Source organism: Thermococcus chitonophagus, assembly GCF_002214605.1.
GTDB lineage: Archaea > Methanobacteriota_B > Thermococci > Thermococcales > Thermococcaceae > Pyrococcus > Pyrococcus chitonophagus.
Genome location: NZ_CP015193.1, coordinates 514,247 through 534,029, shown reverse-complemented (window position 1 = coordinate 534,029; position 19,783 = coordinate 514,247). Strand labels below are relative to the sequence as shown.

Genomic DNA, 19,783 nt, shown 5'->3' with positions numbered 1-19,783 from the left:
CACCGTTACGATGATAATACTCTGTTTACCTCTTCTATGACCTTCTGAGCCTGGAATGGCTTGACAATGTATCCCTTGGCCCCGCTCTTCAGGGCCTCCATGACCTTAGCTTCCTGACCAACTGCAGTGATCATGATTATCTTGGCGTTTGGATCAATTTTCATTATTTCCTTAACAGCGGTTATTCCGTCCATTTCTGGCATAACTATGTCCATAGTCACTAGATCTGGCTTTAGCTTCTTGTAGAGCTCCACTGCTTCCTTTCCATTGCTTGCTTCTCCAACAACCTCGTGTCCTGCTTGGGTCAGGATTTTCTTCAGGAGCATTCTCATAAAGGCCGCATCGTCAACTATCAATATCCTAGCCATGCTTCTTCACCTCCAAATTCTTCTTATATACTCTAGCAACGAGATCGTAAAGCTTAAACAACTTCGCAGCATTTCCCAGGATTGTCTCGGTTTTACCTAGGATAAGATAACCGTGATCCTCAAGAGAATCATAAAGCTTTTTGAATATCTCCTCTTGAGCTTCTCTGTTCATGTAAATAAGCACGTTCCTAATGAATATCACATCAAAGCCCTTCGGATAAGGTGAGGACAGCAAGTTAAGCCACCTAAAGGTTACAAGTCTCTTGACGAAGGGTTTTATCCTGTATCTCTCCTCACTTATTCTTTCGAAGTACTTGGGAATCATGTGCCTAGGAACCTGTTTTTCGACGGCATCAACTGGATACTCACCTTTCATAGCAGCCTGAAGTGCCTCTCTGTCTATATCAGTTGCAAGTATTGAGACCCTAAACCCCCCAAGGTTCTGACCCAAAACCTCGTAAAGTGTCATCGCAATTGAATATGGCTCCTGTCCTGTCGAACAAGCAGCACTCCAGATTTTTATCGATCTTACTCCCTGCTTCTTTTTGAAGTCAATCAGCTCAGGCAGTATTTTGTTCTGAAATGTCTTCCAGACTATTGGGTCTCTAAAGAATTCGGTAACATTTATTGCGATCGTGAACAATAACTCCTCGAATTCATCCTTATTCGTCTTTAGCAAACGGTAGTACTCCATGTAGTCCGTAATCCCAAGCTTTCTCATCCTAGCTCTAATTCTCCTCTGAAGGTAGGAATCCTTATAAGCATCCATACTAACGCCTAACCGCTTGAAAATTTCGGCTTTAATCAATTCATATCCTTTCTGGGATTGCATCATCAGTCCCTCTCCGAGTTGTTGAGGGATATCCAAGCGTTTAAAGAGGTTTTCGTTCCTTATACAATACTCGCAAACCTTTAATAAAAATATTTTTATGCACGTAGTTGTGTAGGTACCCTTGTAGGTCTTTCTAACTGGTGAATAAAGGCATGAAACTACACAAATTTATGAATGTAGCATAACGAAAACTTTTTATCAGATTTTGGCCAAATTATAGTCGTAATCGTTGAAATTACACTTGCTCCAATATCGATGATGATCAATTAAAAACTTTCCAAGGAGGCGAGAAAGTTGGGATTATTTTTCCTCCCCCTTACTGGCATCTTCCTAGTTAATTCAGGCAAAAGGGAGAAAAACGACTATTTATTTAGGGAAGTAATGAACTACCTAAGGCAGGTTCTAGAGGGCAAGGATCCAAAGCCCCCACTCGGGTTGCTAGAGGAAGATGCCAAGGTTCTAGAGGAAGTCAAAAGGAGATTAAGAAGACCTATATACGGACCAAAAAGAACCGTAGAGGTGTTAGAAAAAGTTGAGGTACACATACGAGAAGCTAGAAAAACCGCCGAAAACTTAGAAAGAGAATTCGAATCTGTTCAGGTAGGGGACCTAGAAACAACTAATGAATTGGTATCAAGGTTGGAAAATGAAAGCATGAAGATAGCCGAGGTAAATGATTACATTCAAACTTTATCCGCAGGTATAGAGGAGATGAACGTTCAAGCTCAACAACTCTCAGAGTTCGCGCTTGAATCTGCATCGATGGCAGAGAAGGGTAAGGAAATTTCTGATAACGCCGCACTAAAGGTTGCCAGAATAAGCGAGGTTAGTGAGGAAATGGGACAGGCCGTAAATATTCTTGCAGACTATTCAAAAAAGATAGACGAGATCGTCTACGTTATAACCTCCATAGCTGGACAGACAAACTTACTCGCGCTAAATGCAGCCATAGAGGCTGCAAGGGCAGGAGAAGCTGGAAAAGGCTTCGCAGTTGTAGCTGAGAATATAAGAGAGCTAGCAGACAGGTCTAAGAGATCTGCAGAGCAGATAAGGGACTTGATAAGGGAGATGCAAGAGAACATAAACAGGGTAATTGAATCAATTCAGGAAAATGCGAGAGTAACCCAGGAGGTAAAAGATGCAATACAGGAGCTAATAGCAGCGTTCGATGATATTGCTAGGAGAGCCAATGAAACAGCAAACATGGTAAAAGAGCTGTCAGAAGGGATAGACGAGCAAGCAAACTCTGTTCAGATGCTCGTTGAAAAGATAGACTCCATATCAAAAGACGTTTCTGATAACTTGAATTTTGCGACCCAGCTTGTAGAGACAATTAAATCTTCTCTCGAGACCCTAGATACAATAAGAGATAATGCAGAAAAGCTAAAGGAGGAACTTGACAAGGCTCTTCAAGAAATAGAAAATGTAAGGGGTGGTAGAAAGTGACGGAGATTCAGGTTGTTGCATTCAGGTTGGGAAATGAGGAGTTCTGCCTGGAGATATCCAAGGTCAGAGAGATAAAGGAGATGATGCCCATAACAAGGGTTCCAAACGCCCCAGACTTCGTAGAGGGAGTAATAAACCTCAGAGGTCAGATAACCACTGTAGTGAACCTCAAAAAGCTCCTCGGATACTATGATGATGAAGATCTAAGCAACAAGAAGATAATAATCGCTGAAGTAAACGGCGAGATCGTTGGAGTTATAGTGGATGCCGTATCGGATGTTCTAACCCTCACTGAAGATCAGATTGAGCAACCACCAAAGACTCTTGCCTCGAAGGTAGACATGAGGTTTATAAAAGGAATAGCTAAGATAAACAACGGCGAAAGGCTACTCATAATGCTCGACCTAGACAAGCTATTAGGGGAGAGCATTTAGCATAAATTTTAATTTAAGTTAACCAACTATAGACACGGAGGACTAAGATGCTGGGATACATAGCCCTAGCTCTGCTCTTCATTGGTATCTCTGGATTCCTAATTTATTATGTTAACAGCACGGTGAATAAGGTAACTTCAAAATACTTCGAGCTCAAGGATTTGATTAATGAGCAGGAAAGCGAGCTTGGAAAAATAAAATCCTGGGTTCAGGACGAACTCAAGAAATTTAAGGATAAGATAATTGAGGAGAGTAAGAAAGAAGAGAAATCTGTTGACGAAATTATTTCTTGGAAGATTAAGAGCGTTCAAGATAGGATCTCTTCTCTCGAGAAGGAGTATAAAGAGTTAAGATCAAAAGTCCTTGCCCTTGAGCCTTTACCTTCGAAGCTTGATGAGATTATGGCAAAGCTTAGGGAACTCGATCCGGAGGTTTTGAAAGAGCAGGTGAAGGATTCAGTTAAAGAAGAGGTACTCAAAGAGCTACAGGAGGAGATAGAGAAGTTCGAGCAGACGCTTGAAGAGAAGAAAGAGGAAGAGCTTAAAGAGTTCCTTGACCTTCTCACGCTGACTATCGACCTTCCGCCGGAGAGGATACAGGATGGACTGTTACAAGCAAAGAGAGCCCTTCTCTCTCTTAGGGATCTGGCCAAGGTCTACGTTTTGACTGGCAAGGGCGTTGAAGAGTTTGAAAAACTGAAAGAGACTTTAATAGAGCTACTTAAAGAGCTGAGGAAGCTCGCCGTGATCTCAATGCCCGAAGATGAAGTGTACTCAGCTTTAACGTCCGTCATAGTTGGAATAAAGAGGCTTAAGCTACCGATGAGCGAAGATGGTAAGGAGCTAAGCCCTGAAAAGAGCTTCATAAGAATTCACAAGGCTATTTATGATCTCACTGGTCAACTAGACAAAATAGCAGAGAAGATAGAGAGCCCAATCCCAGTAACACCAATCGAGAAGGAGTTCTACGAAAAGCTGAGGCTTCAGTTTGAAGAACTCAAGAGGCTCGAAAAGCAGGTACAGGAACTCATAACAACGCTAGGGAACGTTGAAATCGAGGAAGAAAAAGAGGAAGACAGACTTAAGGATATAGAGAAGATACTAAAGGACTTGGGTGTCTAAAATGTTCTTTAACAAGGAAAGCAAGCTAAAAGAACTGTCCTCCATAGTGACCAATGAGCCACAGTGGTTACGTGGTGTATGGGCCAATAAAGCTCCGGAAAACTGCACTAGTTCTCGAGTTCCTCAAGAGGCTTCCCAAAGAATACATATTATGTAAACCTCAGGAGAACACCGGTAACAAGCTACGATGAATTTTTGGATGTTCCTGTTTTCAATAGATTCAGAAGAAAGAAAAAACACTTAAAGAAGTAGCCTCCATAGCACTCTCCGCGGGAGAAGTCCTGGGATGCCAATACCATACCAGCTCCTTAAAGAAATTCTAAGAGAGAAAAGCCAAAAACGCCTTTTCTTACATTGCAACACTCCTATAAGAGATTAGAGGGGCTTGAAAACCCCATTTTTATTCTCGACGAGCTTCAAGTTATTGGGAGGCCTAAATGTTGGATGGATCCTTGATATACGAGCTCTTCAACATCTTCATCCACATAACGAAAGAGAGCCACCTCGCCCATGTTTTTGTTGTAACGTCAGACAGTCTATTTGTCCAAAAGATATGGAGAGGCAATGTTACAAGGAAGGGCCCAATACATTCTCGTGGATGACTTCAACGAGGAAACAACTATATGAGATTCCTAAGGGGCAACGGATTTAATCCCAAGGAAAGAGAGATTGGGAAAACCTATCTACCTACTAAGAGTAACTTGGAGAGAGGACAAGCTGGCTGGCATTCTCCCTTGCGACCCTAAAAAACCGGGATGAGGAACTCTGCAATAGGGCGATCAAAGGTTCTATCGGAGTTTGAAAATAAAGAATCAATAAGGAGGTTTGAAATAAGCAAAGATATTGAGTAGTTGATTAGATAAAACATCCTTTTCTTGGATCCGAGAAGGATGATGTTAAGACCACAGGGAAGGCTAGAGCTGAACGCTATAAGGAAATATTTAAAGGACATGATATAATCCGAAACCGGGAGGAGAAGTGATAGAGATCATAGCGTTCATCGTTGGCCTAGCTTTACTAATAAAGGGGAGTGATATATTCGTTGAAGCTGCAACCAGAATAGCTAAAGCCTTTGGTGTTAGCGAGTTTTTAATAGCCCTAGTTTTGGCAAGTATAGCTACAACACTGCCAGAAGTCACTGTTTCGGCAATCTCCTCTTACAAGGGCAACAGCGGGATTGCCCTGGGGAATGCTGTGGGAAGTGCCCTAGCCAACATAGCCCTAATTCTGGCAGTTTCAGCCATGATAATGCCCCTCAAGGTGGATAAGATAGCGAGTGAGAACTCCCTAATAATGCTTGGGGTTTCAATCTACGCATGGTTCCTAATGTCTGACGGCGTAATATCAAGGGTAGATGGAATCACCCTAATACTCCTGTACTTCCTCTTCCTGGGATACCTCTACAAGAAGCACATTACCTTGGAGGAAGTTGAGGGAGGCAACGGTAGCGTAGCCAAAGAAGTACTCATACTCTTCCTCTCGGGAGGAATGGTAATAGCCGGGGCGGAATTGGTAGTTGACAGCGCCGTAAAAATCGCCAGAGCAATGGGCATTCCAGAGGTCGTTATAGGCGTGACCTTGGTTTCAATAGGGACATCACTTCCCGAACTTGCAAACTCACTCACTGCAACCCTGAAGAAGATACCCAACGTGAGCGTTGGAAACATAATTGGGGCGAACATACTTGATATCCTCATGGTCATTGGGATAGCCTCAGTTATAAGACCAATAACCGTCGATGAGTCAATAATGAAGGTTGTAATGCCGATAACCTTAGGAGTAATGCTCGTCCTTACGGTCTCCCTCTTCAGAAACCACAAGGTCGGAAGAAAGACGGCAATTGTACTACTCCTCATCTATGGATACTTCCTGTACCTGCTAACCCAGGGAAAAGTGTATATACCCGCGTGAGAACTTAACTTGATGAAGCTCATCCCAGGGATAGCCTACCTACAAGTTCAGAGGCAGGCCTATGTGGGTTACTCTATGGCCCTCGCCGGATGGATAGGGGAGTATATTCTAGCCTATGAAAGATTTCCTAAGCCAAACTTTATTAGGAGAGCCCTCAATAAATTGGGATTCTCATTCTCCTCCGAGGAAGATGATGAGAGGTACTTCACAATGTTCTACACCAAAGGCAATACTGGAGTTACGGCGAGCTGGGATATTGAGGAGGACAGGCTTTTCATTCAGATATTTCCCCTCAGAGGGAGAATAGGGAAAGGGATAACTGTAAGAGCTGAAAGGATAGAGCTCTACGATCAAGAGGTAGTATCGATTGAGCCCGCGCAAAAACTGCCACGGGGAATCAGGAGCTTGGGAATAAATCCGCTCATAATCGAGGATAAGGTTCCGTTGTCAGTTCCCTACTGGGGAAGTCTATACGAGGAGTGGCAGGAGGACTTAAAGCTACTTGTCATGGTTGATGAAATTTTTGATAGGCTTTACAGGGAAGAATACAGGTGTCCGATTTGCTTCTCCCCGCTGAGAGAAGAAAAAGGTGTTCTTGTGTGCGACAGATGCGGCTTCAAGTTCACCCCAGTAAACGAGTTTGAGAGAGTGGTTGAAGAGCTCACCGCTGAAGAGTTTTCTTTCTGACCTTAAGCTTCAAGCCATCAACGTCAATTACCTCAACTTCATCCCCCACGCTCAGGTTTTCATCGCTGTAAGCTATCCATGTATCTCCCTCAAGTTCAACGAGGTAGTGATCCTGAGCGACCTTGACAACTTTACCCACTTTGCCCTTAAGCTCAAAAGTGTACTTCTCCCTGCCTAGATCCCTGGTTTCCTTCTTTATGAACCTGGCAAAGAGCATGTACGAAACAACGGCAGAGATCAGGGATACAACGAACGACACATAGAAGTTGATTCCAAACATCAGTAAGAGACCAAGGACAGCAAATGCTATCCCTATTGGTGTTATAAACGCCGCAACCATCATATCCAAGAGTATTATCAGCAGGCCCAGGATCAAAAGTAGAATTGGGAAGACAAGCATAGCATCACCCCATCATCTTCTCAAGCTTCTCTATATCCTCATCTCCATTCTCCTTTTTAGGTTCTTCGGGCTTTGGAAGCTTTGGAGGCTCTTCCTTCAGCTTTTGCAGTATCCTGAGGAGGCCTATTAATGCTTCAGTCTCGTAGGGAACTATCAAGTTACCGTACTTAGCGAGCTCTGGAAGCTTCTCTATGTACTGCAAGGCCAAATACTTCTCGTCGGCTAACTTTAGCGCCTCCAGCACTTTTCTTATTGCCTCGGCCTGACCTTCCGCGATTAATATCTGCCTCTGCTTCTCACCTTCAGCCCTCAGTATTGCGGCCTGCTTCTGTCCCTCAGCCTCCCTGATTGCTGCCTCCTTCTTACCTTCCGCAAGTAAAATCATAGCCCTCTTTTCTCTTTCAGCAGTCATCTGCTTGGCCATTGCTTCCTGGATGTCCTTTGGTGGATCTATCCTCTGGATCTCAACCCTAGTAATCTTGACTCCCCAGCGATCCGTTATCTTGTCAAGCTCTTCCCTAAGCCTCGCATTGATTATATCCCTGCCACTTAGGGTCTCATCGAGCTCCATCTCACCTATAATGGCCCTTAAATTAGTCTGGGCCAGCTTAACTATAGCCATCAAGAAGTCGCTGACGTTGTAAACGGCTTTAACTGGATCAAGCACTTGATAGTAGACTACTGCATCTACGGTAACCACAACATTGTCCTTACATATGACTTCCTGGGGAGGGACGTCAATAACATGCTCCCTCATGTCAACTATCTTTACCCTCTCCATGAAGGGGATTATGAAGTGTATTCCTGGGTCGAGGATCCTGTTGAACTTTCCTAGCCTTTCCACGAGACCTTTCTGGTAGGGCCGTATCACCTTAACGCTCAACAGGAGCATTACCAGGAGGAAGATGCCCAGGATTATTAATGCGATACCTCCTGCCCCTATCATAGAGGAGTCACCAGTTAAAGTATCCCCGAGGGAATTTAAATTTATCGTGATTAATTAAATACTATTATATCATTTATTGGCAATAATTATTCCAATTTGGAAAAGATTAAGTTTAAAAGGCAATGTGGGAGGTTTAGATTGGGAGTAGCCCCGTGGTGTAGCGGCCAAGCATGCGGGACTTTGGATCCCGCGACCCGGGTTCGAATCCCGGCGGGGCTACCACCCAACATCACAATTCATCTAAATACTACTCCCATTGCTCCACTAAACAATTCCATGAAGACCTCAAGCTGTTGGCTAGGAACTCCTTTTCTAGCACTTCTTCATAAGGGGTCACGAGACCACTTTTATGTCCCGTGACTCATTTCCTAAGTTCCAAATTCGAACAATTTTTCGTCTTTGACTCGCGACAAACACTTTGACTTTATTCAGAAGGCCTATCCCACGCCTTCGGAATAGAATAAAATTTAAGCGAAAAATTATGGTATCGTTTCTTCTGTCGTGTTCTTGCGCAAAAACTTTTCCTATGTGCTCAGGATAGAGTTCCCTATTTCTCTAAGAACTTTCCTCTGAACAGTCGTGGAGTTAGGCATTGTGGGAAGTGATAATAATTGAGAGAAGAGCTTGGGAACTCCAAGAGAAATAGAAATTTTCTGAAGGTCCCAAGGAAAATTGAAAAAATGAATAATCTCGACTAATGAGGCACCAAACTGAACTAAAAGATCACTGGTTTTGTTTACTTTTCTCCTCAAAACGACCGTATCCAAGGCTAGTTTTTGCACCAACACCATGATGCTTTAGTGCTCCAACCATTAACTCCCACGCAACTTCAGTGAGATTCTTCTCGGCTGTTGATGACTGTGCAACGGCAAACAAGAACTGAACTCCACTCTTCACTGTAAGGAATATCACGGGAACAGGATTATACCAATCTCCTGGAGGCTTGTTATCCTGCTGATAATATGGCCCATAGTGGGGATTCATTATGTCCCACTCAAATACATCCATTGGCCCTTCGTCTTCTCTTGGAACTAGCAAGGCATCAAAGAACACGATACTACCTTCCTTGTCCTGGGTCCCAAATATATCAATGATATCCCTAACTATTCCCCTGAGATTAACATCGCTCTCAGAATCATTACAGACACCAAAAGCACAAAGAAATTCATTAAGTTCTCCACTTGCGTGACTGGGCACTTTGACTTTACCAGGAAATCCATCTGCGTCCCCCTTAGAGAGCAATTCCTGAACTTCCCCTGCCCTCTCAAAGAAATCCTTACTAAATCCATCAGCACCTTCAAGTAATTCTGCCAGCATTTCAATTGACCAAGCCCTTGTTACGCCTTTTATTGCCGATCCAGGAATGTATGGAACGCCGTAGTTTCTCAGGAGCCTTATGCTCGTTTCATAGATGCTCTCATCTCCTAGGCCAACGACCAGCCTTGACTTAGTTGCTAAAATTCCCCATTTAGCGTCAATCGACTCCAAAAACTCATCTTTGTACCTTTTGTAAAAATCTCTGTAAGTTCTGACCAAGTATTTCGGAATTACTATCTTCTTAAGCACCCTCTTCAAGGCTTTTCCTCCAGTTTTTAGTCCATTCTCCTCTAAAAAGGGGGCAAATTTGTTGAGAAGGAGGGAGAGATTGTCTACAGTTCGCAGTGTGATTTTGCCATCCCTGTCCCTAAGGACTGAAAGGAGATCCCTGGAGAGGAAGTACAGTGGAGCCACTATTCCTCACCTCGCTCGTCCCCTTTAAGCATGGCATCAGCGAAACGCCTCATCCACTTGAGGAGGGCAATGACTTCCTCAGTTAGCGTTAAAACTTCTGTCGAGCTTGCTCTGGTATAGTATTCAATAGGGTTCTTGCTGTGAATTATTTTCTCATCAAGCCACTCCGCTATGTGCTTGTAGAGGTAGGCATAGGCCTTCTGGTCAGCCTTTTTTAAGTCGTTAAGATTTATTTCTTCATAGTCCCCATTAGAATTCCCAATTTTCGAAAGATAGAATGCTAAGGTTTGGCCCAAGCCATTGGTTAGTATCAGGGTAGGCGCGCTTCTAACGTAAGACCTATACTTCTTCTGAATCTCCTCGCTCGTTCCCCTTACCTCAAGGACTTTATTGTAAGCAAACTCTGCCCTCTTCTGCTCAAGCGTTCTGATGTCCATGGACACCACCTCAGAGAACCTTTACTTTTACAAAGCCCTTTCCGACGGTCTCATCCCCACCAACCTGAAGGTACTTCTTGCTATCCAAGAAGCTCTGGAGTTCCCTCTTAACCATCCCAGCATCCTTTAATGAGCCTCCTTTAGGCTCGGATATTGCTATTATCGAGTATAGAAGGGTATCCGCAGGTAAAAACTCCTCGTACCAAAGGCCACCCTCCTTAACTGTACCTCTGCTTTGGTCTATGGCTATTCTAGCGACTATCTCCGTGGAGAACTTAACAAAGGCACTGAATACGTTGTTGCTAACTATGACAAGCCTCTTCCCCAGATCATCTACGCCGTCTGGAACAATTTTCTTTATTGCATCGATAATCTGTGAGAAGTCATTCTCTTCAGCAGTCAAGAGGAGATCTTCTAACACGACTAAAGCTTTATTGTTCCTGTTTATTGTGAGTATCGAGTCTTTATGTACCAACGCTTTCCCATCTTTAACAACCTCAGGAATGTTAAAGCTTGCAATATCACTCCTCCCAGCAAATTCCATGTCCCTCTTAAACCTCTCCAGAACCATAGGACATGTAACATAGGCAAAGACACCCCTAGCACTCCTCACCGGGAATAGCAGTATCCTCGCATCTCCTACTGAAATTGCACCTGCGTGTTCACTTGCTCTCTCCGTGTCTGGTCCAAAAATAGAGTATATCACTCCTTTATCCTTGTCCTCCTTCTCAAATGCATTCCTCAACACTCCCTTAAGGCTTTGGCCCCATATGGTTGGGAAGCCGGTGTGGCGCTCCCTCTGAATTGGCAGATCAATAACACTCAGCTCGGCCCCACTTCCTGCGTGGACAGGAGTTATGGAATACAACCCGAGAACCAACGCCTCCTTATACATCTAGAGCACCTCCTCTATGTTGAGTTGATAAACGTCACCAGGCTCAACTCCAGGAACATGTGATTCAACAACTACGACTCCAATCCTGGGGTCATAAGTACCGACCCAAGCGACCGGATGATAGTGGTGAACGAGAAAGGCGTAGAGCCATATTGGGCCCCTTCCGCTGAGAACTACTCCCTTATTTGCCTTAACTTTTGGTGGATTAAGAGACTTCAGCTCCTTAGGCTCAAGAATCCCATCTATTTCAAAATGAACTACAGTGAATTCTTCAAGCTCAACTGTTTTAAATTTCAGCATGAGAACTCAACCTCCTTCATTTTATCTCCGAGGTACCTCCTGATGTCCATATTTCTCAGATTCTTCCTGTGTTCCTCGATTTTTTCAAACAGCGTTTTCACACGTTCAAGCATTCCTCCTGCACCGAAGACGTCTTTTCCAAGGGGAACAATGTATCTGGTGCTGATGAGCTTTGGAATGAATTCGCTGGGCCTCCCATAACCAGCGTCCGCTATTATCTGCTCCAGCTCGCTTCTCGAGATTACCTGCCTGTAGCTAAATTCATCAATTAACCTCCTCAGAATATCCCCGTAGCCCAGGTTTAGGGGAGGCAGATCGTACCAACGATTCAGTATTATATCTGCAGACCTCATGAAGTCTTCTCTTTTCCTGGGGAGCTTATCTAGCCACTCTGGTTCCAGCCTGCTCGAATTTTGAAAGACATAATAGTATCTGGCTGGAATCATCGTGTAATCACCGGCTATCATCAAAGCTAAGTTTAGCTGGTTCGAGCCTCCGATCAGGTTAACCCACACCTCTTTCCTCTCAAATCCAAGGAGCAGAGCTCCGGCAGTATCTAAAGCATTCTCAAAGTCCTGATAGTCAACGGTAACTAAATATAGGTACTTAGGGAGACTTATAGCGTCAAGTCCTTCCTTCTCCAGGATGCCGTTTAGGTGCGAGAGAAGCTTGCATATGTACTTCACGATAGGCCTTTCAATCGGCTCCTTACCATTAGACTGCATCTTGAACCAGCGAGATTCGTACCTAAGGGGTAGCCCACCTTCTATGGCCTCCTTAGAGTCCAGAACTATTATAGCCTCAGGCTCACCCTTGTGCTTCTCATAGCTCCCCTTTCTGGGGGCCTCTCCGGAGAGCTCAAAGAACTTTCTTGCCTCCTCATGCCCAAACCTTGCCGCCACCTGGAGGATGTACACACACGTAAGGGGCATTGTTAGGGCTCCCGGGCTAAGGCCCAGGCCAGAAATATGGTACACGCCCATTACCCCATCACCCCTGGAAGAACTAGTCCGTAACCAAACTCCTTCATGAGGCCTGCCTTCAGTGGCTTTCCAATCTTAACGGGTTCATCAGCCTCAACCCAGACCACGGTTCCAGGTGGATACGCGTAGAGAGTCTCTTTGGGCATTTTAGCCTTCATGTCCCAGCCGGTTACGGCAATTTTCCTTCCCGTAAATATTTTCAGAATTCTTCCCTTGATTTTCAGTTCCTTTAAAACTTCCCTAATGCCACCTCCGGGAATTAAAGGTGTCGCAAAGTACAGGCGGATAAGACGACTCTCCCTATCATTAACTTTCACCGGAAACTCATCTCCGTTGAACCTGTACGTGGCAAACCTGGACTCACCTCCCAGCCTAAGCATGCCTTTCTCCTCGATGATCCCCTTAACTTTGTCTTCACCCCTTTCAAAGTACACTTTGAGCGAGACTCCCTCCCTGACCCTCAGGTTTACAGTACGGTACAGCAGGCCCTCCACCACAACCCTCCTGTCCCTATCGATGCCAATGCCTACGCGCTCCTCCAATACGTATACATCCCCAGTAGGTACGGGATTAAATGGCCCACTACCCCCAGCTAGGTAGCGGGTAAGGGCATCTAACGTTAGAAAGCCTCCGGCGGGCTTAAATCTGAGGGTTTCATTACCTTCACTTTTGGCAACTACTATAACTCTGCCCAAAACTTCCCTGGGCCTGAGGGGATAAACTACGCCGTTATCAATAGCTACAAGATCTTTGGGAAGAGGAAATAGTGGTTTACCGCCTTTAGCGAAGAAAACACCGAGAATTGAGAACCCAGGCTTCCACCGTTTTAAATCACTGTTGTAGTTTATTAAGTCAACTCCTCCTTTCAGGTAGAGGTTTGCCATAATTGCCCCCGCTATCGTGTGAGGTAGTGGTTCTCTAGTCACGGCAACATGGTACTCGCCGGCGGAAAACTCCCTGCTTTCCCTAAACATTAGAACGTCATTTGGGAAGATCTCCATCACCATAAGGCCCACCCCGCCTCTAGGAGGATCTTGAGGAGAACCGAAGCTCCCCAAACCTGCTTCTTCAAAACTAGACCGGCTATTATCTTGGCCTGCTTTTCACTAAATTCCTGAGCCAATTTATTCTGCAACTCAATGAACCATGCAGTTTCGGGATCGCGTCTCTGCCATATGGATTCTGCTACCTGTTTTATTTTCTCAAAGGAATCGTTGTTGGGGTTCTCAGGATCATCCACTATAACCTCAGCCACGAGATCGTTAACTACCCCCGCATCTACCCCAGGAACTTCCCCACTTGCAATCCTTACCCTTATGTTCCTCACGATCCACAGAAACTCAGCAAACCTGTCAACCAGGGCTTCTTTTTCATCCTTTCTATAGCTTGAATGCCTCGACACTTCGTATTTAACTAAATTCAAAACCGCCAGAGGATCGTTTGGCCATACCTTAGTGTCCAGCTCATAAAGCAACTTCCTGCTTATCTTGCCATTTCTCATTTCTTTAAGGAAACTCTCCAAGTGTTCCCCAGAGAAAACGCTCCAGTTTGCTACAACCCAGTAGTAAGTGCCGCTGTGCTTCCTGTACCCTATTGCAACTGCGTTTCTACCGCTCTCCTTTGCAAGATGCTCAAGCTCCGCAACCTTTCTCACCGCTATATAGAGAGGCTCCTTGTAGTAGGTTATCAAAATCCCGGCGCTCATGCTCCTACTGCTTCCTTGGAGGTACTCAAATCCATTCCAGTCCTCACGGAACTTCTTCTGGATTTCATAAGCTAGTGAGAACACCGTATCAGTTGGAGCGACGGCAAAGACATCATCACCACCAGCATACAGCAGCTCAGCACCATAATCCTTTGATATCTTTGGAACGTGGTTCACCGCAAAGTTGCTGAGGGAGCGGGTTATTGCCACGTGAACGGTTGGCGTTGAGGGCCTCTTAACCCCCAGCCCCTCGCCAGCTAGTGTGTATTCGCCAACGTCTTTAACGCTCTTTGTACCGCTCAGGAGTTTACCCATGTTGTCTCCATCCATCTTAAGAAGGCCATAGTACTTGGGAGGCTCACCTACCAGATCTTCGAGTTTAGATACCCCAGTTTTCAGGTCCTCAAAGTTAATTTCAGATGGTAACGAGTCCCTATCAACGCCAAAGACCTTCGCAACCGCATCCTCACTTCTTAAGTTATCCTTGTACAAAACCTCACAGTCCGGCTCAAGCCCTTGGAACAGGGGCCTTAAGTAGCCTGCAAGCTGAGCAAGTATGCCTTCGAACTCTTGTTTTGTACTCCCACCGAACTTCGGAGGCTTCACTTCTCCCCTCCACTCGCTTCTAGCGCCCGTGTAAAAGAGCTGGTGGAGGAAAATATCATACCACGTTACAGGCCTGACCTTTGATCCAGACTCATTTGTCACGAACAGCTCATCTTTATTGAACCTGTCTAGAGATTTCTCCGTAACCCTCCTCATTGCAACTTCGCTCACTGACATGAAGCCTTTTGGCCCCTGCTGATCGCTCCGCTCATCCACTCTCTCAGAGATGCCTTCTGCGGTTTGTTCCACCCACAAGTAATCCGCCTTCCAGAGGGAATAGAACCTCGGATAGAACCTCTTAACGAGGCATAGAGGACATAGCCTCTCATTTTCTTTGATATCATATATTCTCCTGCTTCTGAGCTTGTTTCGCAGGGTATTCCAGCTGTGTTTGACGCTGTCTTCTTCATCTCTGCCCCCCACTGCCAAGTTCTCTCCACAGAGTGTGCACTTAAAGCCCTTGGGTTGCTCAGGCGGGAAGTGCTCCACAGACTTAAAGTCAGTCAGCTGATCGAGAATTGCAAAAACCTCAGAGTAGTAGTGGATTTCATTACTATCACCGACAATGCTTAGGTACTTCCTCAGAGCACTTTCAATGCCAGGAGTCTTAGAAAGCGGAAACGCCTCAACAGTTATTGAGAAGTAGTTGCGAACGGTTTCATTATAAACTGGATCCTCTTCGAAAATGTCGCCGAGCTTATAAAAGCTCCAAGCTGCCTGGAACAACTTCTCAAGGAATCCCCTGATCTCGTTCCTAACTTCTTCTTCAAGTTCGTTAACATCAACGGTTCCCGGGACTATCGCGAGAACTTTGTTGGGCATGTTAGCTATGTCCAGCTTGTCCCTCTCTTTCAGTATCTTAAGCTCATGCTCAAAGAACGGCTGGCCTCTAAGGTGGGGAACTATAATGGCATTTGGGCCAAACTTCCTCCAGAGCCTGGATATAGCTAGGTACGTGAGGAAGCTTAGTATGTGACTGCCCGCCCACAGATCCCTCTCGGTTCTCGCGTTGCCTATGAATCCCTGAACGGGGGAGAGTTTAAACCTTACTAGAGTTGCCTCTCCATTTCCGGCCTTTAGCTGGGCGTAGATGTCAAGTCTACTGAGCCAGTCATGGTCTGGAACAAAGGGATCTGCCGGGAGATTAACTAGTTCCCCCGCAATTTCGGGAGTTAGGTTTAGTTGCTTCAGTTCTTTCTCGTAGGCATCTTTAAGCATCTTGGGCAGATTATTCCACAACTTCGCGAACTCCTCCATGGAACCGGCGTTTTTCAGCTTATTGACAACATCATCTTCAGCTTTCCTAAGTGCATTCAAAAATTCCTCTTTTTCATTTTGTGAGGAGTTTCTCCAGAACTTAGATAGGTGCACTAATTCCTTCTCTTTGGTACTTATTGGATGCTTGAGAACGAACTTGGTTAAAGTGCGAGAATCCTTAGGGGAATAGCTCGAAAGCTTCTTCCACTCCTCTGGCAGGTCATTGAGGCCCAATAGATAGCCAAGGATCCTTGAAGGAGCAACTTCTAGGAATGCATCTGAATAAACTTCCCAAGGTCTTCCCATATTAAACCCTCCCAGGCCAGACCTTATATCCAGCTAAACCTTTATCACCAATGAACTTCTCCCTATAGAAATTAACAACAGCCTCATTATCTTCGGCTCTATGAGAAATCGGATTCTCAAGAGTTATTAGTCCAATCCTATCCCTTTCCCCCTTAATTTTCTTCCTAAAGCAGAACCTTCCTTCATATTCTGGATACAGCTGATAAGCAAAGACAGTTACAACTGGAGATACTGTGTCTCCAAATTGGGACAGAGATAACCAATAACCAGAAGCTCTTCTTCTTATAAGCCGATCACTCTCCTTGGGGCAATTACGGGGGGCTCCTTTCACGCCCTCAACGGTAACTTTATAGTTTGCATAGATAAGGGGCAACCCTAAGTAATATCTTTTTTCCTTGCTTGAGGAGCCTCCTATACCCCTATTAAGATCATGAGATAGATTATAATCAGCAAACTTGAATCTGAAACCATCCACAAATTTCCTACCTGCCTTCCTGCCAAGATACCATCTCCCAAAATTATCTAAGGCCCCTATCCAATCCTTTGGACGCTCATGGTCAAGCACGAAGACAGCAGCATACTCAGGATGAAGTATAGGATATTTAGGGTACCCTTCAATGGGCGTACGAGATAATTCATCTCCAGGCCCCGCGAGTGCCTGCTCACTGAATTCCAATATCGTCTCAATAATATCTCTCAGCTCATCAGGAGTCTCAACAACGTAAGAGTTGCAATCATCAAAACTGCAATCTCCCGAAACTTTCGAGATCTTTAGGCTACCAGCCCCTCTTCTTGCCCTGAGGCCAAAACCACCAAGGTGTATTGCCAATAGCAGAGAGGCCTCTGCAAGTTCCAACGCTCGTCTATCTGGCGATCTAAGAATAACTCGGAATCTTGATTGTGGCGGGAAGAAACTTGATTTACTTTTAATTTTTATCTTATTAGATTCCCTCTTTTTGTCGAGCATCGAAAAGAAGAAGTAGTCTACGTACTCAGACCATGCAATGGCATTTTTCCAGCTATTAGAAGTTTTATCAATATAACCATTTGGGGGGCTAGATGCTGAAGCTACTACAGTAACGAGGCTTTTCCTTACCTCACTTTCAGCACACCCAAAAATTCTGCACTCCGCTTTCTTCAGCCCAGAGATGTTATCTCCAAAGTAATTTCCAGCCAAGGCCCTGAACCACCATCTCATTACTCCCTTCACGCTGGCAGCCCGAAATTCTGCCGTGCTCTGGTCGGCACCGTGCATGAAAAGGGGAGTAATATTCTCCAATTCAAACGTAACCTCGTACATTAACCATCCCCCATAAATTTGAGGATGTAGATAACAGGAAAGAGTGTCCACTAATACTGCAGATTAAAGTATTAAAAATTTTTCTGCGAAAAGGTTAAAATTATTTGAATATTGAAGAACATTTAATAGTATAGCAAATCCCAGGGAAAACCGCTATAAGCAGAAACGTATAACATGCAAGCATGAAGGCGATAGCCCTATTCTCGGGAGGAAAGGACGGTCTCTATGCCGTTTACCTGGCACAAAAGCTTGGATACGACGTCACTTACCTACTAGCATTGAAGACCACCATCGGACTCTCCCCCCATTATGAGAACTTACGCTCTCTTAGGAGGCTAGCTAATTCAATGGGAAAGGCAATGCTCACATTTGACATGAGCCAAGGAACGGAAAAGCTCATCGAGAACCTTAAGGCCCTCTCTGTGGAGGCGATAATAGCTGGAGATGTGAAGATAGAGGATCACTACAGGTGGCTTGAAGGGATAGCGAGGGAGGCGGGGCTAAAGCTGGTGGAGCCACTTTTTGGAATGGACACCCATGAGCTGGCCAGGGAAATTTTGAGTGAGGGGTTTGAATACTCGATAATAGCCGTAGATAAGAACAGGCTTTCAAGAGAGTTCCTGGGATACACGTTCAGAAGTGAAAGAGATCTCGAAGAGTTCCTAGCCAAGAACCCAGGAATAGATCCGCTGGGAGAGTATGGAGAGTTCCACACGGTGGTTACTAAGTCCCCACTATACACGAGGAGCTTCGAGCTAAAGCCGATAAGCATCGAAGAAGATGAGAGGTACTATTGGCTGAGGTTTGATGTAATCTAGCTTTCACCAAATTTAATTTAAGTAATGGTACCGTTACTAGGTTACGGGGGCATTACATGCTGTTTGATCCGAGGCCAAAAACAAGAAGAGAGGAGTTGTTTGACAGGGGGGAGGAGCTGGAAGAGTTAATTGAGGCAACTAAAAGATACCCTCTAACCCTGCTTTTAGGGATCAGAAGAATTGGAAAATCATCGATCCTTAAGGTTGCCCTAAATGAACTAAATGGCATTTACATAGATGCGAGAGAGCTTTACTTCGAGTCAGGAGGCTGGATAAGTAGCAATTCACTGAAAAAAGCCATAGAAAGAAGCTTAAATGCAACAAAGCCTACATGGAGGAAGGAGTTGGCAAAGATCCTTAGAAGAATAGAGGGGGTTAAAGTAACGGGAGTAGAGATAAAGTTGAGCAGAGAATCGTCTCTTTCTGAGCCTTAATGAAGTAGGGGCAGTAATTGCAATAGATGAAGCTCAATACCTGAGATTCTACGGAGCGAGAGGTGGTAAAGAGTTTCTAGCGTTAGTGGCATACGCCTACGACAATCTTGAGAGCCTCTCCTTCATACTCTCAGGTTCAGAAGTTGGTTTGCTACACGATTTCCTGGGAATTGATGACTACAACTCCCCACTTTACGGAAGGGCTTACGGGGAGGTCACAGTTGAGCCTTTCTCGAGGGATTTATCTAAGGAGTTCTTGAGGAGGGGATTTGAGGAAGCAGGAGTGAAGATTAGTGAAGAGGAAATAGAAAAGGCAGTTAACTTCCTTGACGGAATCCCCGGCTGGCTCGTTGAATTCGGCTACAGCTACATTCACACTAAAAGCTTCGAAGAGGCTATGGAGAAAGTGCTCAGGAAGGCAGAGGCAATGATTATAGGAGAAGTAAGAGAGTTAGAAAAGAAGAGCCCAAGATACTCCCTAATCCTTAAGGCAATATCCCTGGGCCTAGACAGATGGGAACTAATAAAGGAATACATTGAGGTGAGAGCTGGAGAAGTTCCAAACTCACGGCTCGCCAATCTACTCAAGAACCTCGAGAAGATGGGATGGATAAGGAAAGAAGAGGGGAGATATAGGATAATTGACCCAGTTGTAAGGAAAGTTATTTCTAAAGCTTTATAATCTCCAGCCCCTAAGCCTCTCATGCCACCTCAGAGCCAGAAACAAGACTATGAAGAACACTACGATGTAGTAAGCTAGAAAGTAGGGAAAGTAGGGAAGGTATCCCAGGATGCTTAAGGTGTATACAATGGTGAGGATCAAAACCAAAACGAGGAGCAGTCTGTAAACCTTTCTCTTATCCATC

General features: G+C 44.9%; 23 protein-coding genes and 1 tRNA gene. 11 read left to right on the top strand and 13 right to left on the bottom strand.

What is annotated here, in order from left to right; all coding sequences use genetic code 11:
- Nucleotides 1-5: 5 nt before the first annotated feature.
- Nucleotides 6-368 (bottom strand): response regulator, encoded by a 363-nt coding sequence (locus tag A3L04_RS02880; protein ID WP_068576550.1) that lies wholly within the window; start codon nt 366-368, stop codon nt 6-8.
- The gene (locus A3L04_RS02875; RefSeq protein ID WP_068579458.1) at nt 361-1,200 is read right to left on the bottom strand and encodes a CheR family methyltransferase; all 840 of its coding nucleotides are present in this window, start codon (nt 1,198-1,200) and stop codon (nt 361-363) included. Before A3L04_RS02875 ends, A3L04_RS02880 begins: the two co-directional genes overlap by 8 nt.
- Before the next feature lie 381 nt (nt 1,201-1,581).
- Between A3L04_RS02875 and A3L04_RS02870 the strand changes: the two genes are divergently transcribed.
- The 7 genes from A3L04_RS02870 to A3L04_RS02845 all read left to right on the top strand — a co-directional run bounded on the left by A3L04_RS02870 (nt 1,582) and on the right by A3L04_RS02845 (nt 6,799).
- Nucleotides 1,582-2,646, top strand: a complete 1,065-nt coding sequence (locus A3L04_RS02870) for a methyl-accepting chemotaxis protein (RefSeq protein ID WP_084448912.1) — start codon at nt 1,582-1,584, stop codon at nt 2,644-2,646.
- The gene (locus tag A3L04_RS02865) at nt 2,643-3,080 is read left to right on the top strand and encodes a chemotaxis protein CheW (RefSeq protein ID WP_068576545.1); all 438 of its coding nucleotides are present in this window, start codon (nt 2,643-2,645) and stop codon (nt 3,078-3,080) included. Before A3L04_RS02870 ends, A3L04_RS02865 begins: the two co-directional genes overlap by 4 nt.
- A gap of 47 nt (nt 3,081-3,127) precedes the next feature.
- The gene (locus A3L04_RS02860) at nt 3,128-4,201 is read left to right on the top strand and encodes a hypothetical protein (protein ID WP_068576543.1); all 1,074 of its coding nucleotides are present in this window, start codon (nt 3,128-3,130) and stop codon (nt 4,199-4,201) included.
- A 437-nt stretch (nt 4,202-4,638) separates the two neighbouring features.
- Complete coding sequence (locus A3L04_RS11215; protein WP_231963845.1) at nt 4,639-4,803, top strand: ATP-binding protein; 165 nt, start codon at nt 4,639-4,641, stop codon at nt 4,801-4,803.
- A gap of 288 nt (nt 4,804-5,091) precedes the next feature.
- Complete coding sequence (locus tag A3L04_RS11420) at nt 5,092-5,160, top strand: hypothetical protein (protein WP_331711204.1); 69 nt, start codon at nt 5,092-5,094, stop codon at nt 5,158-5,160.
- Nucleotides 5,161-5,179: 19 nt separating this feature from the next.
- Complete coding sequence (locus tag A3L04_RS02850; protein ID WP_068576541.1) at nt 5,180-6,112, top strand: sodium:calcium antiporter; 933 nt, start codon at nt 5,180-5,182, stop codon at nt 6,110-6,112.
- 12 nt (nt 6,113-6,124) lie between these two features.
- Nucleotides 6,125-6,799, top strand: coding sequence for an RING finger protein (locus A3L04_RS02845; RefSeq protein ID WP_068576538.1), 675 nt, complete (start codon nt 6,125-6,127; stop codon nt 6,797-6,799).
- Here the strand turns inward: A3L04_RS02845 and A3L04_RS02840 are convergent.
- Nucleotides 6,774-7,199, bottom strand: a complete 426-nt coding sequence (locus tag A3L04_RS02840) for an NfeD family protein (RefSeq protein WP_068576536.1) — start codon at nt 7,197-7,199, stop codon at nt 6,774-6,776. The two genes, A3L04_RS02845 and A3L04_RS02840, sit on opposite strands and share 26 nt — an antisense overlap.
- Before the next feature lie 4 nt (nt 7,200-7,203).
- Nucleotides 7,204-8,145, bottom strand: coding sequence for an SPFH domain-containing protein (locus tag A3L04_RS02835; protein ID WP_068576534.1), 942 nt, complete (start codon nt 8,143-8,145; stop codon nt 7,204-7,206).
- 146 nt (nt 8,146-8,291) lie between these two features.
- Between A3L04_RS02835 and A3L04_RS02830 the strand changes: the two genes are divergently transcribed.
- Nucleotides 8,292-8,367, top strand: a tRNA-Gln gene (locus A3L04_RS02830).
- A 501-nt stretch (nt 8,368-8,868) separates the two neighbouring features.
- Here the strand turns inward: A3L04_RS02830 and cmr6 are convergent.
- Genes cmr6 through cmr1 form a run of 8 tightly spaced genes read right to left on the bottom strand, consistent with a single transcriptional unit; the run spans nt 8,869 to nt 17,665 of the window.
- The gene (gene cmr6 / locus A3L04_RS02825) at nt 8,869-9,876 is read right to left on the bottom strand and encodes a type III-B CRISPR module RAMP protein Cmr6 (protein ID WP_068576532.1); all 1,008 of its coding nucleotides are present in this window, start codon (nt 9,874-9,876) and stop codon (nt 8,869-8,871) included.
- Nucleotides 9,876-10,313 carry a type III-B CRISPR module-associated protein Cmr5 gene (cmr5, locus tag A3L04_RS02820; RefSeq protein ID WP_068576531.1) on the bottom strand — a complete coding sequence of 146 codons (438 nt, stop codon included), beginning with the start codon at nt 10,311-10,313 and terminating at the stop codon, nt 9,876-9,878. Before cmr5 ends, cmr6 begins: the two co-directional genes overlap by 1 nt.
- Nucleotides 10,314-10,323: 10 nt before the next feature.
- A complete protein-coding gene (cmr4, locus tag A3L04_RS02815) occupies nt 10,324-11,208 on the bottom strand; it encodes a type III-B CRISPR module RAMP protein Cmr4 (protein ID WP_068576529.1) in 885 nt (294 codons plus the stop codon).
- Nucleotides 11,209-11,508, bottom strand: a complete 300-nt coding sequence (gene crn3 / locus A3L04_RS02810) for a CRISPR-associated ring nuclease Crn3/Csx3 (protein ID WP_068576527.1) — start codon at nt 11,506-11,508, stop codon at nt 11,209-11,211.
- On the bottom strand, nt 11,502-12,491 hold the full coding sequence (locus A3L04_RS02805; protein WP_068576524.1) for a hypothetical protein: 990 nt from the start codon (nt 12,489-12,491) through the stop codon (nt 11,502-11,504). The genes crn3 and A3L04_RS02805 overlap by 7 nt, the downstream gene beginning before the upstream one ends.
- Nucleotides 12,491-13,498 (bottom strand): type III-B CRISPR module-associated protein Cmr3, encoded by a 1,008-nt coding sequence (gene cmr3, locus A3L04_RS02800; protein WP_088859102.1) that lies wholly within the window; start codon nt 13,496-13,498, stop codon nt 12,491-12,493. The genes A3L04_RS02805 and cmr3 overlap by 1 nt, the downstream gene beginning before the upstream one ends.
- Entirely contained in the window at nt 13,492-16,365 is a 2,874-nt protein-coding gene (gene cas10 / locus A3L04_RS02795; protein ID WP_068576520.1) for a type III-B CRISPR-associated protein Cas10/Cmr2, read from the bottom strand. Before cas10 ends, cmr3 begins: the two co-directional genes overlap by 7 nt.
- A 1-nt stretch (nt 16,366) precedes the next feature.
- Nucleotides 16,367-17,665, bottom strand: a complete 1,299-nt coding sequence (gene cmr1 / locus A3L04_RS02790) for a type III-B CRISPR module RAMP protein Cmr1 (RefSeq protein ID WP_068576518.1) — start codon at nt 17,663-17,665, stop codon at nt 16,367-16,369.
- A gap of 182 nt (nt 17,666-17,847) precedes the next feature.
- On the opposite strand from cmr1, the gene A3L04_RS02785 reads away from it, so the two are divergent.
- Genes A3L04_RS02785 through A3L04_RS02780 form a run of 3 tightly spaced genes read left to right on the top strand, consistent with a single transcriptional unit; the run spans nt 17,848 to nt 19,599 of the window.
- Nucleotides 17,848-18,483, top strand: coding sequence for a PAB0415 family putative ATP pyrophosphatase (locus tag A3L04_RS02785; RefSeq protein ID WP_068576515.1), 636 nt, complete (start codon nt 17,848-17,850; stop codon nt 18,481-18,483).
- A 56-nt stretch (nt 18,484-18,539) separates the two neighbouring features.
- A complete protein-coding gene (locus A3L04_RS11445; RefSeq protein WP_394326727.1) occupies nt 18,540-18,917 on the top strand; it encodes an ATP-binding protein in 378 nt (125 codons plus the stop codon).
- Nucleotides 18,907-19,599 carry an AAA family ATPase gene (locus A3L04_RS02780; protein WP_394326730.1) on the top strand — a complete coding sequence of 231 codons (693 nt, stop codon included), beginning with the start codon at nt 18,907-18,909 and terminating at the stop codon, nt 19,597-19,599. Before A3L04_RS11445 ends, A3L04_RS02780 begins: the two co-directional genes overlap by 11 nt.
- Here A3L04_RS02780 and A3L04_RS02775 read toward each other — a convergent pair.
- Nucleotides 19,594-19,782 carry a hypothetical protein gene (locus A3L04_RS02775; RefSeq protein ID WP_068576513.1) on the bottom strand — a complete coding sequence of 63 codons (189 nt, stop codon included), beginning with the start codon at nt 19,780-19,782 and terminating at the stop codon, nt 19,594-19,596. The genes A3L04_RS02780 and A3L04_RS02775 overlap by 6 nt on opposite strands.
- Nucleotide 19,783: the final 1 nt, after the last annotated feature.